The sequence below is a fragment of the Stenotrophomonas sp. TWI587 genome (genome assembly GCF_039674145.1).
GTDB lineage: Bacteria > Pseudomonadota > Gammaproteobacteria > Xanthomonadales > Xanthomonadaceae > Stenotrophomonas > Stenotrophomonas maltophilia_AY.
The window spans coordinates 359,031-372,812 of the sequence record NZ_JBDJMW010000002.1 but is presented as its reverse complement, the minus strand read 5'-3'; the positions used below and the strand labels follow the sequence as shown (position 1 = coordinate 372,812).

Genomic DNA, 13,782 nt, shown 5'->3' with positions numbered 1-13,782 from the left:
TCAATGCTCCTGGCGGCGGCGGGCCGCGGCGAACTGCTGCAGCGAACGGTCCAGCGTCCGCAACGGCAACGGGGATGGCAGGCGCTGGCGCCAGTTCGGGTGGACGGCGACCGTGCCCGGGAGATTGACCTGGCCACGCAGGCCCAGCGCGTCTTCCACCGGCAACAGCGCCAACGGCGCCGGGCTGGCGGCGACCTGCCGCAGCGCGGCCAGCCGGAGGGCATCCGGCGCAGCGCCATCGGTGCCGACCGCGCGGGCCAGCCGCGCCACGTCCTCGCGCCGCGCGGCCATGGCCTGCGCGGTATCGGCGGCCGGCGCTGCGCTCAAGCGCGCCCGCCAGCGCAGGTCAACGCCGTGTTGCCAGCCTTCCAGCGTCGGCAGATCGTGGGTGCCGGTCAGTGCGACGGCGTCGCGCCGCCACTGCGCCGGCGGCAGGAAGTCGCCGTCCGGCGCGCGGGTGAAGGCGAGCACATCCATGCCGAGCACGCCGCGCGCGGCCAACGTGTCACGAATCCCGGGCGGCACGACTCCGAGATCTTCGCCGATGACAATGCAGCGGTTGCGCCAGGATTCCAGCGCCAGCAGATTGAGCAGATCGGCCAGCGGATAGCGCAGGTACACCCCCTGCCCCGAACCCGCGCCGTGCGGCACCACCCATAGCCGCTGCAGGCCGAGAATGTGGTCGATACGCACCCCGCCCCGGTCACGCATCACGGCGCGCAGCAGGGTGATGAACGGCGCAAAGCCGCTGCGGCGCAATCCATCCGGCGAGTAGCTGCTGATGCCCCAGACTTGTCCGTCAGGGGCGAAGGCGTCCGGCGGTGCACCCAGTACCAGCCCACGCAGGGCGGTGTCGGTAGCCGCGGCCGCCTCGGCGCCGTCGGCGGTGAAGCCGACCGCCAGGTCGGCGATCAGGCCCAGTGCCATGCCGGCCTCATGCGCGCGGCGTTGCGCCTGCTGCCAGCTGCGCGCAGCGCGCCATTGCGCATGCACCTGCAACGCTGGATCGCGCTGGCCCATCGCGGCGGCGTTGCATCGTGCGAACGCAGCCAGTGTGGCGCCGCCCTCCTGCTCGAAGTCACGCAGATCACGCTGCAGTGCCTCTGGTGCCTGGGTGAACCGCTGGTACGACTGCTGCAGGCGATGCCACTTGCGTGCCGCCGCGCCGGCCCAGTCGATCAGGCCATCCGCCGGCGTCGGGTCCGGCGCATCGTCCTCGGCCATGTCCCACTCCTCCAGCGTGCCGGCATACACCGGCTCGAGAAAGCGACGGTCACTCGGCGAATAGGGACTGAAGGACGCATCGATCCGGCCCGCGGCGTGCAGCGGGCTCAGCGCCACCGCATCGCCACCGGCGGCGGCAATGCGCTCACACCACTGCTGCGCAGCACTGCTGTCGCCGATGCCGTCATCTCCGGCACGGCGCGCGGCGTATACTTGGAGCACCGCGCCCCAGCTGCGCGGCTCGGCGAGACCGGTGGCATCGGCCACGCTGAAGCAGCGCGTCGGCGCGACTGCCACGGCATGCTCATCCTGCCCGACGCGCAGGCGCCAGTAACCGGGCTGCTCCGGCACCACCCAGACACCGGGTCGTGCCCGCGTCGCCGGCATGGTGTGACCGCGTTCATCGCACCACTCACCTGCGCCTTCCACGTCCAGCAGCAGGGGCTCACCGAGCTGCACGGTGCGCAGCGACGGGACGGCGCGCTCGTGCAGGCAATGCTGCAGGCTCTGCTGGCACTGCGCCGGTGTTCCCGCGCGCCAGCCCAATGCGTCCAGCACGCTCTGCAGTGTGTCCTGTTCGACGATGCGCGGCGTGCCGTGCACGTCCTCCCAGCGGATCAGCAGCCCGGCGGCCTCGGCCAGGCTGGCCAGCGCGGGCATGGCGTTCATGCCGCCACGCGCCGCACCAGCAGCGCGGCCGGTGCCAGCAGCTGGCCGTGCCCGACCTCGCCCAGCTGCAGCACGGTTTCGCCATAAGGCAGATCGGCGAGCACGGCGGTCTGGCCAAGGTTGAAGGCCAGCCACCATTGGGCATCGCCCAGTTGCCAGCCTGCGCGTACCGCGCCGTTGCCGAGCACGCTCGCGCCTAGGCTGCGTGCGTGCCGCAATTGCGGCACCAGATACTGCCAGCGCAGGGTCAGCACGCTGCGGAAGGCCGCCAGCCACGGGTTCTGCTGACGTGCTTCGGCCGACGGCAGCGGCGCCTGCGACGCCTGGAAGGTCGCCAGGGCATTTGGGTCGGGGATCGAGGCCTGCGCCTGCGGATCGGCAAAGGCACTGAAGTGGCTGAACTCGGCGCGGCGGCCATCGCGTACCGCCTGGTCGAGCGGCGCATCGAAATCGGTGAAGAACAGGAAAGGCTCGCGCGCGCCCCACGGCTCACCCATGAAGAACAAGGGAATCATCGGTGTCAGGGCGGTCAGCGCCAGCGCCACCTGCAGCCGCTCGGGCGACACCAGTGTCTGCAGGCGGTCGCCGAAGGCGCGATTGCCGATCTGGTCATGGTTCTGCGCGAAGATCACGAAGTGCGCCGGCGACAGCCCCGCACTGGGTTCGCCCCGCCGGTGCCCCAGGCGGTTGACTTCCCCCTGCCAGGCAAATCCCTCGGCCAGCACCCGCGCCAGCTGTGCGGTCGGGTTGGCCGCGAAATCAGCGTAGTAGCCCTCGGTTTCGCCTGTCAGCAACACGTGCAGCGCGTTGTGGAAGTCGTCATTCCACTGCGCGGTGTAACCATCGGCCAGCAGCGAGGCGGTGTTGTGCTCGTTCTCCAGGATCAGGTGCACCTGGTGCGACGGCCCGTGCGTCTGGATCGCCTCGCGCAGCTGGGCGAGGAACGACGGCGGCTGGATCGCGTGCACGGCGTCAAGGCGCAGGCCATCGAACCGGTACTCGCGCAGCCACATCAGCGCGTTGTCGATGAAAAAGCGCTGCACGTGCGGTTCCCGGAAGTCGATCGCCGCACCCCACGGGGTGGTGACGTCGTCACGGAAAAACGCGGGCGCATACTGCGGCAGATGATTGCCCTCCGGGCCGAAGTGGTTGTAGACCACGTCCAGCAGCACCATCAGACCCAGCGCATGCGCGTGGTCGATCAGCGCCTTGAGCTCGTCCGGGCTGCCATAGGCGGCGGCCGGCGCGTAAGGCAATGCGCCGTCGTAGCCCCAGTTGCGCGTACCCGGAAAGGTGGCCAGGGGCATCAGTTCAAGGGCGGTGATGCCCATCGCTGCCAGTGCCGGGAGTTGCGCCTGCAGCGCGGCGTAGCCGCCCACAGCACCCACGTGCACTTCATAGAGGACGGCTTCCTCCCACGGCCTGCCCGCCCAATCGGCGTGTTGCCATGCATGGCCATCTTCGTCCAGCACGGCACTGGGGCCGTTGAGCCCTTCGGGTTGCCAGCGCGAGGCCGGATCGGGAACGCTGAGCGTCCCGTCGATGCGATAGCGGTAGCGCGCCCCCGCTGCACACACCAGCCGGATCCAGTAGCTGCCGTCGTCGGCTGCCTGCATCGGCAGCGCCTCGCCGTCGAGCAGCAGCTCCACGGACTGCGCGGCCGGCGCCCAGAGACGGAAGACATGGTCACCTCCAGGCTGCCGCCAAGCGCCGAATCGCTCTCCCGCCGTCACCCCTCCACCTGCAGGAACACGGTGGACAGCGGCGGCAGGGTCAAGGCCAGTGACTGCGCGTGCCCGTGCATCGCGATCGGCAGGGTATCGACCTGCCCATGGTTGCCGATGTCACTGCCACCGTAGAAACGGCTGTCGCTGTTGAACACTTCCTGCCAGCGCCCGGCGTGCGGCACCCCTACGCGATAGCCGTGGCGCGCCATCGGGGTGAAATTGCTGACCGCCAGCAGCGGGCCGGCGCTCCCACGCGGATCGTGGCGGATGAAGGCGAGCACGCTGTTGACGTGATCGTCGCCCACGCTCCACTCGAATCCCTGCTCGGTCCGGTTGCCGTGCTGCAGCGCCGGCAGCTCGCGCAGCAGCCGGTTGAGGTCGCCGACCATCCGCGCCACGCCCGCGTGGGCCGGCTCGGACGCCTGTGCCCAGTCCAGCTGGGCATCGTGGTTCCATTCCGTGCATTGCGCGAATTCGCCGCCCATGAACAGCAGTTTGCTGCCCGGGTGGGCCCACATGAAACCGAGGTAGGCCCTGAGGTTGGCCAGCTGCTGCCAGCGGTCGCCGGGCATCTTGCCCAGCAGCGATCCCTTTCCGTGCACCACTTCATCGTGGGAGAGCGGCAGGACGAACTGCTCGGAGAAGGCGTACATCGCGCTGAAGGTCATCTGGCTGTGATGGTGCGAGCGATGGATCGGGTCGCGGCCCAGGTAGCTCAGCGTGTCGTGCATCCACCCCATGTTCCACTTGTGGGTGAAGCCCAACCCACCCTCGCCGCTGGGGGCAGTCACGCCCGGCCACGCGGTGGACTCCTCGGCGATCACCAGCACGCCGCGTGCCTGCCGGGCGATGGCATCGTTGAGGTCGCGCAGGAAGGCGATCGCTTCCAGGTTCTCGCGGCCACCGTGCGCGTTGGGGATCCACTGCCCGTCCTCGCGGCTGTAGTCCCGATACAGCATCGAGGCGACGGCATCCACGCGCAGGCCATCGATATGGAACCGCTCGATCCACTCCAGTGCGCTGCCGATCAGGAAGCCGGTCACTTCGCTGCGGCCGAAGTTGTAGATCAGCGTGTCCCAGTCCGGGTGCAGGCCCTGGCGCGGGTCATCGTGCTCATACAGCGCAGTGCCATCGAAACGTTGCATGCCATGCGCATCGGATGGGAAATGCGCGCCGACCCAGTCCACGATCACGCCGAGTCCAGCCTGGTGGCAGCGATCGACGAAGCGTGCGAAACGGTCCGGCCCGCCGTGCCGCGCGGTCGGAGCGTACAGGCCGAGCGGCTGATAGCCCCACGAACCGCCGAACGGATGCTCGCTGACCGGCAGCAGTTCGATATGGGTGAAGCCCAGGCCCGTCACGTAGGGAATGAGCTGGTCGCCGAGCTGGTCCCAGTCGAGCACGTCGCCGTTCTCACCGCGCCGCCAGGAACCGGCGTGCACTTCATAGATGGAGATCGCGCGGTCATCCATCGATGCGCGCGCCTGCATCCAGGCGTCGTCCTGCCATGCACGCTGCGCCCCATCGGCCACCACCGAGGCCGTGCCCGGCAGCAGCTCGGACTGGCGGGCCATCGGGTCGGCCTTGTGGGTCAGCCGGGTCCCGTCGGCCGCGGTGATCTCGAACTTGTAGCGCGCGCCGGCCTCCACGCGCGGCAGGAAGATCTCCCACACGCCAGCGCCATGGCGCAGCCGCATCGGGTGACGCCGCCCGTCCCAGCCATTGAAGTCGCCCACCACCGAAACACGGCGCGCGTTCGGGGCCCAGACGGCGAAACGCACGCCATCGATGCCCTGCTGCTGTGCCTGGTGTGCACCCAGCGCCACGCGGATGCTGTTCGGGTCGCCGGCGGCGATGCCGGCCAGCGCGTCCTCGTCCAGCACGGGGCCGAAGGCGTAAACGTCTTCGATCTCCTGTTGCACGCCACCCCAATCGACCCGCAACAGGCTCACCACGGGCCCCTCGATGGGGGCCTCGAAGATGCCCTCGCCCATGGCGGCCATCGGCCGCCAGTGGCCGGCCGCGTCACGGCGCAGGACCGCGAGTGCGGCCGGGAACAGCACGTGCAGGCGCCAGGCGCCGGTGGCATCACGGTGGGGGCCCAGCAGCGCGAAGGCATCGCCAAGCGCGCCGGCGGCAATCGACGCCCGCGCCGGCGACAACGCCGCCTCGGCCAATGGTGCTGCGGACACGCTCTCACCGCCGGGCTCGATCCCGGCATCCAGTTCCCATTGCGTGCTCATGCGCGTGCTTCCGTGGTGCGTTGATAAAGATCCAGGTAATGCGTGCCGGCGATATCCCAGCCGCTCGGGCGCAGCATCGCCGCGCGGCGCATGGCCGCCATCAGCCCGGACTGACGGAAGGTACGGAACGCACGCTGCACGCAGCGGCGCAGCGCATCGGCTTCGGCGCCGTTGAACAGGAAGCCGGTGACGCCATCGTCCACGGTATCGATCAGGCCGCCGGTGGCGTGCGCGATCGGCAGGCAGCCGAAGCGTTGGGCGTACATCTGGCTCAGGCCGCACGGCTCGAACCGCGATGGCATCAGCAGGAAGTCGGCGCCGGCGAACATGCGGCGCGCAAGCGTTTCATCGAAACCGATGTAGGCCGAGACGCTACCCGGATAGCGGCGCGCGAGTTCACGCACCTGCGCTTCGATCTGTGGCTCGCCACCGCCGATGATGACCAACTGGCCACCGGCGGCCACGATCTGCGGGGCGACGTCGCAGGTGAGGTCCAGGCCCTTCTGGTGGACCAGCCGCGAGACCACCGCGAACAGCGGGCCCCGGCTTTCGGGCAGGCCGAACGCACGCCGCACATGGCGCGCGTTGTGGTCGCGCCCTTCGCAGGACTGCACGCTGAAGTGCACCGGCAGGTGATGGTCGGTGCGCGGGTCCCAGCTGCTGTCGATGCCGTTGACGATGCCGCTCAGGTGCCCCAGCGCTGCACGGCGCGAGAGCAGCCGGTCCAGACCACAGCCCTCCGCCGGCGCGGTGATCTGCGCGGCATAGCTGATGCTGACCGTATTGACCTGGTCGGCATGCACGATGCCGCCGCGCAGGAAGGACAGCTGCCCGTGGAAATCCAGCGCTTCGCGCTGCGCCTCGGCGATGCCCAGGTCCGCGGCCAGGCTGGCCGGGAACAGGCCCTGGTAGGCCAGGTTGTGGATGGTGAGCAGGCACGAGGCCTTGCTGCCCGACCAGCGCGCGTAGGCTGCGGCCAGCGCGCACGGCCAGTCATTGAGGTGCAGCAGGCCCGGCGTCCAGTCCATGCCGGCCTCACCTGCGGCGATCACCGCCGCCGCGCGCGACAGCGTGGCAAAGCGCACCGCGTTGTCGGCCCACGGCTCCCCGGCCGCGTCGACGTACGGCGAGCCGTCGCGTTCATAGAGCTCCGGGCAGATCAGCACGTAGACCGGCAATCCGTCGTCCAGCACGGTGTGTGCGATCACGCAGGCTGGCAACGCCGCGTGCGCCGGGGTCTGCCCGATCACCTGGATCGGCCCGGTGCGCTCGAGCACCTCGCGATAGCCGGGAATCAATACACGCATGTCCGCGCGGTCGCGCAGCGCACGCGGCAGCGAGGCGGCGACATCACCCAGGCCGCCGGCCTTGATGTAGTCGGCCATCTCCGAGACGACAAACAGCACGCGATGGTCGCGGCCACTGGCACGTTCGATGTGGTCGCCAGGCACGACGGTCTGCGTGATGCGGCGCCGGCGCGCACGCAGGGCATCGGTTTTGACCAGGGCCTCGGCCTTGGCGGCGGAGACCTCACGGGTGCGATTGCGAGCGGACATTGGGGGAAGACTCAACGGGGGAGGCATGGCGCAGCCACTCGCCGCCCCGCGCGTGATACGCACAGGACGAAGCGTGATCTGCCTGGAAAAAGAATCGGTCGGAGACACAACCTCGACCTGTGGATCGAATCTACACTCCCGCTGAATCAATGGACTGTGAACCCTCGGCGACGATTTGTTGACTACGCGGGACGTCGCTGCCGAAAGCGGTCCACAACGCCTTGCACGCCGCGCGCATTGCGCTCGATGAATCTTTCAGATTCGATGAAAACCGTGTGCGCACCTACCGTTGGCGAGTGCGGTGCGCAATGCATATCGACATGCCTTCTGGTTCTGGACCAAACCAATGTCGTGACCCAGAACATCCTCCAGCCCTCCGTGCCGTTGATGGCAGTGATGGCAGTGATGGCAGTGATGGCAGTGATGGCTGCGATGGCTGCGATGGCGGCGACGCCGACGATGGCGGCGACACCAGAGTCGACATAGAGGCCAGCGACGCCAGCGACGCCAGCGACGGCCATGTTCGACCGGCGGGCTTACCCGCGAGCAAGGCGGTTGAATGCGGCCGCTCCGGACATTTGCACGTTCATGCGCATTTAAATAGAATGCGCATCAACACGCAGACTCAGCACAGGCCGCTTTCGCCATGACACCCGCCCCGGACACGCTCCCCAGCGAACGCCAGCAGACAATCCTCGGCCTGCTCCAGCAACACGGCCGGGTTCTTTCGGCCCAGCTGGCAGTGGACCTTCAGGTCTCCGAGGACTCGATCCGCCGCGATCTGCGCGATCTCGCGCAGCAGGGCCTGTGCCGGAAGGTGTATGGCGGCGCACTGCCCGCCACCCCGGACTTTCCCCCGCTGAGTGCCCGCCAAACCGTGCAGAAAACGCAGAAACAGGCACTGGCACGCGAGGCCGCCGCTCAGATCCGGGCCGGCGACACCGTTCTGCTCGATGCCGGTTCCACCAACAGCGCCATCGCCGCCTGCCTGCCAGCGCTGGAAGGCCTGCATATTCTGACCAATGCACCGGATATCGCGCTCACCCTGATGGCGCGCGGCGGCATCGAGGTCACGCTGATCGGCGGCCGCCTTGACCCTCGCATCGGCGCCACCGTGGGCGCGCAGGCACTGGAGGCCATGGGCGGACTACGCGTGGATCTGTTCTTCATCGGCACCTGCGCAGTGGATGCGCAGCAGGGGCTGTGGGCAGTCGATGGCGAAGAAGCCGCCCTCAAGCGGGCGATGCTGGCCGCCAGCAGCCGCTGCGTGGTGGTGGCCACCAACGACAAGCTCGGCGCCCAGGCGCGCCATCGCATCGGCACCGTCGATGACATCGATGTGCTGGTGCTCGAAGCCGATGCGCCTGCGCCGCAGATCGACGCATTCGTCCGTCGCGGCGTGGATATCCAGCTCGCCTCGCGCCGTTGACACTTTCCCAGGAATCTCCAGACCAATGACCCCGCTCTCTTCCGTTGCCGCCCGCGGGCAGCAGCACGCCACCCGCGCTGCCTTTTTCCTGCCCGGCTTCGCCACCGCTGCCTGGGCGCCGCTGGTCCCGTTCGCCAAGCACCGCACCGGGCTGGATGAAGGTTCGCTGGGCCTGGTGCTGCTGTGCCTGGGCGCCGGCTCGCTGCTGGCGATGCCGATCGCCGGCATGCTCGCCGCACGCCATGGCTGCCGCGCGGTCATGATCGCCACGCTGGTGATGGTGATCGCCACCCTTCCCCTGCTCGCCGTCGCGCACTCGCCGCTGACCCTGGGCCTGGTGCTGTTCGTGTTCGGTGCCGGCGTGGGCGCCTGCGATTGCGTGATGAACATGCAGGCGATCATGGTCGAGCGCGACAGCGGCCGGCCGATGATGTCCGGCTTCCACGCGTTCTACAGCATCGGCGGTGCCGTCGGTGCCGGCGCGATGACCGCCCTGCTCGCGTTCCACCTGCCGCCGTGGCTGGTCTGCCTGCTGGCGTCGGCGGTGATGGCCGCGCTGTTGGCGCTTTCGCTGCCGCACTGGCGGACCGACAAGGCCCCCAGTGATGCGCCGATGTTTGCGGTGCCGCACGGCGTGGTGCTCGCGATCGGGGTGCTGTGTTTCGTGGCGTTCCTGGCCGAAGGCTCGGTGCTGGACTGGAGCGCGGTGTTCCTGCATGAAGTGCAGCAGGTCGATCCCTCGCGCGCCGGCCTGGGCTACCTGGCCTTTGCCATCGCGATGACCGTGACCCGTCTCGTCGGCGATGGCGTGGTGGCCAGGCTCGGCCGCCATCGTTCGATCCTGATCGGCAGCCTGGTCGCGGCGTCCGGTTTCGCGCTGGCAACGTTCGCTGCCTGGATGCCCCTGGCCCTGTGCGGTTATGCCCTGGTCGGCCTGGGCTGCGCCAACATCGTGCCGGCCCTGTTCTCGATGGCCGGCAACCAGAAGGTCATGCCGGAAAGCCTGGCCATCCCGGCGATCACCACGCTCGGCTATGCCGGTGTGCTGGCCGGCCCGGCACTGATCGGTTTCGTGGCGCAGGCCAGCAGCCTGGTGTTCGCCTTCAGCGCGGTGGCGGTGACGCTGGTGCTGGTGGGGCTGTGCGCGCGGTGGGTGCGCGCCTGAGACTGCCCTGACTGTTCCTCGCTAACGCCCGTAGCGCGCGAGGATCACCAGCGCCAACAGTGCGATCGCGGCCAGTACGAGCAGCATCAGGAAGATCATGCGATAGCGCCCGGCCTTGCCCTGTTCGCGGTGGATGCGCTGGCGGTAGGCCGGATCGCGCAGATACCGCACCGGGCTGATCCTGAACAGCGGGGCCAACAGCAGATCGATAACCTCGAGCATGCGCGCCTCCTTGGCTGCGCCGGCGGCCCGGCGCAGCACCAGACTTGCACGCAAAAGGCACCCGGGCAAGCGCAGCATGGGCGTGGCAGCGGCGGGCGTTACCATCAGGCCACTGTTTACCGGATGCGCACGATGACGGACCTGTCCTTCGACCCCCGCCCGCGCCGCGCGGCCTTCCGCGCGTTGCACGATGACGGCTGCTTCGTGCTGCCCAACCCGTGGGACGCCAGTAGCGCACGCTATCTGCACAGCCTCGGTTTCCAGGCACTGGCCTCCACCAGTTCCGGCTATGCGTGGAGCCAGGCCCAGGCCGATGGCACGTTGACGCTGGAGGAAACGCTCGCCCATCTCCACTCCCTCGCCGCCGCGACCCCGCTGCCGTTGAACGCCGATTTCGGCGATGGCTTCGGCACGCTGGAGGAGGTCGGCCGCAACGTCGCCCTTGCCATCGCCACGGGCGTGGCTGGCATCTCCATCGAAGACGCCAGCCCGGACCCGGACCATCCGCTGCACACGCTGGACGATGCCGTGGCCCGGGTGCGCGCGGCGCGCCGTGCGATCGACGAGGCCGGAGAGGACGTGTTGCTGATCGGCCGTGCCGAAAACTTCTTCGTCGGCCGCCCGGACCTGGAGGATGCGATCACGCGGTTGCGCGCCTATGCCGAGGCGGGTGCGGACTGCCTCTACGCACCGGGCATCAGCACCCGCGAGCAGATCGAGGCGGTGGTGGCCGCAGTGGCACCGCGACCGGTCAACCTGCTGGTGGGCAGCGCGTTGCCGTTCACCCTCCAGGACATTGCCGCCATGGGCGTGCGCCGGGTGAGCGTTGGCGGTGCGATGGCGCGCACTGCCTGGGGCGGGATGATGCGCGCCGCGCAGTTGCTCAAGGACGAAGGCCGCTTCGACGGGTTCGCGGACGCGGCCTCCGGCACGGTGCTGAACCAGTTGTTCCGCTGAGCAGGATCAGTGGCTGGACAGCACCACCACCGCGGCGGTGACCAGCGCGATGCCCACCCAGCCGATCGGGCGCAGACGATTGCCGAACAGCACGCGCCCGCAGAGCGCGGTGCCGATCACACCGATCGCACCCCACATCGCGTAAGCGGTGGCCCGGTCCAGGGTCTTGACCGCCTGGCCGAGCATCGCGAACGCGATCCAGACCAGCACGATCGCGGCGAAACCCCACACCGGCTTACGAAAGCCATCGGATTTGGCCACCATCATGTTGGCGGCGATGTCGATCAGTGCCGAGCACAGCACGAACAGGAAGGCGGTGAGGTTCATGACGTGTGCGCCTCGCCGAGCGTGACGCAGACGATGCCGACCGCCGCCATCACCAGGCCGATGATCTGCTGCACCGACAGGCTGTCCTTGAACACGAAAATACCGACCAGGGTCAGCAGGGTCAGGCCGAGGCCTTCCCATACCGCGTAGGCGACACCGACCGCGATGCCGCGCACCGACAGCGCAAGGAAGTAATACGAAATGGCCAGGGCCACGGCCATCACGGCATAGCCCACATAGCCGCCATGACGGGCGGCATCGACCATGAACGAGGTACCGACCACTTCGGCGACGATCGCCACGGTCAGGCAGGCCCAGGCGATCAGGCCGCCGCGGGCACGGGGTTGCGAATGCACCTGTGTGTGCATGGAAAGCTCCTTGATTGCGGCCGGTGCATGACACCCAGGCGACGCGCCCATTATCATCGCCTTTTCCATCAGGCCAAAGATGGAATCCATCGATAAAGGCGATACATCCATGCGCTACGGTCCCGAATCCCTGCACGCCTTCGTGGAAGCGGCCGCGCTTGGCTCGTTCTCCGCTGCCGCTCGCCGCCTGAAAAAGACGCAATCGACCATCAGCACGGCCGTCGCCACGCTGGAGGCGGACCTTGGCCTGACCCTGTTCGACCGCAGTGGCCGGTATCCGGTCCTGACCGAAGACGGCCGCAAGGTGCTCGGCCATGCACAGGAAATCCTGGCGGCCGCCGACCGTCTGGAGCAGCTCAGCATCCGCCTCGCCGACGAGGTGGAGCCGCGCCTGAGCCTGGTGTTCTCGGACATCTACCAGCTCAATCCGGACCAGCATCTGCTGCGGCGGTTCGAGCAGCGTTTTCCGGATATCGAACTGGAGTGGCTGGATGCCGAAGGTAGCGATGTACTGGACGTTGTGCAGCGTGGGCGCGCCCATCTCGGGCTGATTCCACACCAGCCGGCCTACCCGTCCGAACTGGCGGTGCGCGCCCTGCCCCTGCGCGCGGAGATGGCGGTGTTCGTTGCCGCCAGTCACCCGCTGGCCGCGCTGCAGGCACCGGAGGAATCACACCTGGCCAGCCATCGCCAGATCTGCCTGAGTGGCGATGCGGCGCGCGAGGGCCATGCGCGCGGACGCACCTGGTCGGCCTCGGATTATCTGATGGTGCTTGAGATGGCCGAGGATGGCTTCGGCTGGGCCGAACTGCCGCGCGCCCTGGTGGCTCGGTACGGCAGGGACATGCTGGTGGAATTGCCTCTGCCCGGCTGGCCACGGTTGGTCTCTACGGACGCGGTGTGGCGCAGGGACGCGCCGCTGGGGCCAGCGGCGCTGTGGTTGCTGGATCAGTTCCTGGGTGCGGCCAGCGCGTAATCGATCGCCGCGCAGATCGCGGCCACCTGGGCATCGTTGCACTGCTGCGAGGTCGCGCGCGGGCTGTCCGGATACACCTCGGTGGTAGTGGTGTACCTGGCACCACTGACGCTGGCGCACAGGCCCAGTTTTTCCAGCGGGTACTCGATCACCCCCGGGGCGACCACCGGGGAACCGATGATCTCGCCCTTCTCGTCCGCCGGGGCGATGTGGGTAACCTGCTCGACCGCTGCGTTCACTGCGGTCTGGAAGGCCGGCTGCGGGTTTTCGGTGTCATCGACCAGGTAGAAGCCATCCGGAATCAGGCCCGGCTCGAACGGTTTGCCGTCGCGCGCGGCCAAGGCCGGCCGGAACTCGGTTTCATCGGTATCGGTGGTTTCGTGCAGGTCGATATGCATCACGATACTGCCGCGCAGGGGCGCGACCAGCGCGATCAGCGCGGCCGATTCAGCCGCCGGGCTGTTGGCGATGAACGAGCGGTTCGGATCGATCGCATCGGCGTTCCAGCGCTGGATGCGCTCATAGCCCCACGGGCTGACGCAGGGCACGACCAGCAGGTTGGCACGCCCGGCGTAGTCCGCTGCACGGGTCTGCAGGAACTGCAGCGCACCCTGCACGCCGCTGGTTTCGTAACCGTGGATACCGCCGGTGACCAGCATCGTCGGCAACGCCGGGTTCCAGTCGCGGCTGCGCACGGCAAACAGCGGGTACTGGTCCGGGGCGTAATCGAGCGTGCCGTACTGGGTCACCTCGAACGCATCCCGCAGCGCGTCCACCGCCGGCAGCACATCGTCGGCATAGCGGCGCTGCGGCACCTGGCGAGCGCGCCACTGCGCCTTCTCCGCTGCGCCCCAAGGCTGGCCGGGGGTGCCGATGGGATAGAAGGAGGCGTTGGTCATGGCGTGTTCGGGTTGTGTTG

13 protein-coding genes are annotated in these 13,782 nt (G+C 68.5%); 4 read left to right on the top strand and 9 right to left on the bottom strand.

The features are described from left to right. The 5 genes from ABE464_RS04785 to ABE464_RS04765 form a co-directional block, all read right to left on the bottom strand. Positions 1-1,893 carry a 4-alpha-glucanotransferase gene (locus ABE464_RS04785; protein WP_346470977.1) on the bottom strand — a complete coding sequence of 631 codons (1,893 nt, stop codon included), beginning with the start codon at positions 1,891-1,893 and terminating at the stop codon, positions 1-3. Next, the gene (gene treZ, locus ABE464_RS04780; RefSeq protein ID WP_346470976.1) at positions 1,890-3,626 is read right to left on the bottom strand and encodes a malto-oligosyltrehalose trehalohydrolase; all 1,737 of its coding nucleotides are present in this window, start codon (positions 3,624-3,626) and stop codon (positions 1,890-1,892) included. The genes ABE464_RS04785 and treZ overlap by 4 nt, the downstream gene beginning before the upstream one ends. Beyond that, entirely contained in the window at positions 3,623-5,863 is a 2,241-nt protein-coding gene (glgB, locus tag ABE464_RS04775) for a 1,4-alpha-glucan branching protein GlgB (RefSeq protein ID WP_346470975.1), read from the bottom strand. Before glgB ends, treZ begins: the two co-directional genes overlap by 4 nt. Next, on the bottom strand, positions 5,860-7,419 hold the full coding sequence (gene glgA / locus ABE464_RS04770) for a glycogen synthase GlgA (RefSeq protein WP_346470974.1): 1,560 nt from the start codon (positions 7,417-7,419) through the stop codon (positions 5,860-5,862). Before glgA ends, glgB begins: the two co-directional genes overlap by 4 nt. A gap of 182 nt (positions 7,420-7,601) precedes the next feature. Next, positions 7,602-7,940 (bottom strand): hypothetical protein, encoded by a 339-nt coding sequence (locus tag ABE464_RS04765; protein ID WP_346470973.1) that lies wholly within the window; start codon positions 7,938-7,940, stop codon positions 7,602-7,604. Positions 7,941-8,065: 125 nt separating this feature from the next. Between ABE464_RS04765 and ABE464_RS04760 the strand changes: the two genes are divergently transcribed. Next, on the top strand, positions 8,066-8,848 hold the full coding sequence (locus ABE464_RS04760) for a DeoR/GlpR family DNA-binding transcription regulator (RefSeq protein WP_319624641.1): 783 nt from the start codon (positions 8,066-8,068) through the stop codon (positions 8,846-8,848). Between the two features lie 25 nt (positions 8,849-8,873). After that, complete coding sequence (locus ABE464_RS04755; RefSeq protein WP_346470972.1) at positions 8,874-10,013, top strand: MFS transporter; 1,140 nt, start codon at positions 8,874-8,876, stop codon at positions 10,011-10,013. A gap of 21 nt (positions 10,014-10,034) precedes the next feature. Here the strand turns inward: ABE464_RS04755 and ABE464_RS04750 are convergent, their stop codons facing one another. Next, positions 10,035-10,235 (bottom strand): hypothetical protein, encoded by a 201-nt coding sequence (locus tag ABE464_RS04750; protein ID WP_019184625.1) that lies wholly within the window; start codon positions 10,233-10,235, stop codon positions 10,035-10,037. 123 nt (positions 10,236-10,358) lie between these two features. Between ABE464_RS04750 and ABE464_RS04745 the strand changes: the two genes are divergently transcribed. Beyond that, positions 10,359-11,192 carry an isocitrate lyase/phosphoenolpyruvate mutase family protein gene (locus ABE464_RS04745; protein ID WP_346470971.1) on the top strand — a complete coding sequence of 278 codons (834 nt, stop codon included), beginning with the start codon at positions 10,359-10,361 and terminating at the stop codon, positions 11,190-11,192. Between the two features lie 6 nt (positions 11,193-11,198). Here ABE464_RS04745 and ABE464_RS04740 read toward each other — a convergent pair whose 3' ends face one another. Together ABE464_RS04740 and ABE464_RS04735 are read right to left on the bottom strand one after the other, a co-directional pair. Continuing rightward, positions 11,199-11,519 (bottom strand): multidrug efflux SMR transporter, encoded by a 321-nt coding sequence (locus tag ABE464_RS04740; RefSeq protein ID WP_346470970.1) that lies wholly within the window; start codon positions 11,517-11,519, stop codon positions 11,199-11,201. After that, the gene (locus ABE464_RS04735) at positions 11,516-11,887 is read right to left on the bottom strand and encodes a multidrug efflux SMR transporter (protein WP_346470969.1); all 372 of its coding nucleotides are present in this window, start codon (positions 11,885-11,887) and stop codon (positions 11,516-11,518) included. Before ABE464_RS04735 ends, ABE464_RS04740 begins: the two co-directional genes overlap by 4 nt. 109 nt (positions 11,888-11,996) lie before the next feature. Between ABE464_RS04735 and ABE464_RS04730 the strand changes: the two genes are divergently transcribed. Continuing rightward, positions 11,997-12,863, top strand: coding sequence for a LysR family transcriptional regulator (locus tag ABE464_RS04730; protein ID WP_346470968.1), 867 nt, complete (start codon positions 11,997-11,999; stop codon positions 12,861-12,863). Here ABE464_RS04730 and ABE464_RS04725 read toward each other — a convergent pair. Continuing rightward, entirely contained in the window at positions 12,836-13,762 is a 927-nt protein-coding gene (locus ABE464_RS04725) for a M14 family metallocarboxypeptidase (protein ID WP_346470967.1), read from the bottom strand. The genes ABE464_RS04730 and ABE464_RS04725 overlap by 28 nt on opposite strands. Positions 13,763-13,782: the final 20 nt, after the last annotated feature.

Excerpts from the sequence above, each read along its gene's own strand:
- ABE464_RS04755 (WP_346470972.1), top strand. The coding sequence starts at position 8,874 with ATGACCCCGCTCTCTTCCGTTGCCGCCCGCGGGCAGCAGCACGCCACC.
- ABE464_RS04740 (WP_346470970.1), bottom strand. The coding sequence starts at position 11,519 with ATGAACCTCACCGCCTTCCTGTTCGTGCTGTGCTCGGCACTGATCGAC.
- glgA (WP_346470974.1), bottom strand. The coding sequence starts at position 7,419 with ATGTCCGCTCGCAATCGCACCCGTGAGGTCTCCGCCGCCAAGGCCGAG.
- ABE464_RS04765 (WP_346470973.1), bottom strand. The coding sequence starts at position 7,940 with ATGGCCGTCGCTGGCGTCGCTGGCGTCGCTGGCCTCTATGTCGACTCT.
- ABE464_RS04745 (WP_346470971.1), top strand. The coding sequence starts at position 10,359 with ATGCGCACGATGACGGACCTGTCCTTCGACCCCCGCCCGCGCCGCGCG.
- ABE464_RS04735 (WP_346470969.1), bottom strand. The coding sequence starts at position 11,887 with ATGCACACACAGGTGCATTCGCAACCCCGTGCCCGCGGCGGCCTGATC.
- ABE464_RS04725 (WP_346470967.1), bottom strand. The coding sequence starts at position 13,762 with ATGACCAACGCCTCCTTCTATCCCATCGGCACCCCCGGCCAGCCTTGG.
- ABE464_RS04760 (WP_319624641.1), top strand. The coding sequence starts at position 8,066 with ATGACACCCGCCCCGGACACGCTCCCCAGCGAACGCCAGCAGACAATC.
- ABE464_RS04730 (WP_346470968.1), top strand. The coding sequence starts at position 11,997 with ATGCGCTACGGTCCCGAATCCCTGCACGCCTTCGTGGAAGCGGCCGCG.
- glgB (WP_346470975.1), bottom strand. The coding sequence starts at position 5,863 with ATGAGCACGCAATGGGAACTGGATGCCGGGATCGAGCCCGGCGGTGAG.
- ABE464_RS04750 (WP_019184625.1), bottom strand. The coding sequence starts at position 10,235 with ATGCTCGAGGTTATCGATCTGCTGTTGGCCCCGCTGTTCAGGATCAGC.
- ABE464_RS04785 (WP_346470977.1), bottom strand. The coding sequence starts at position 1,893 with ATGAACGCCATGCCCGCGCTGGCCAGCCTGGCCGAGGCCGCCGGGCTG.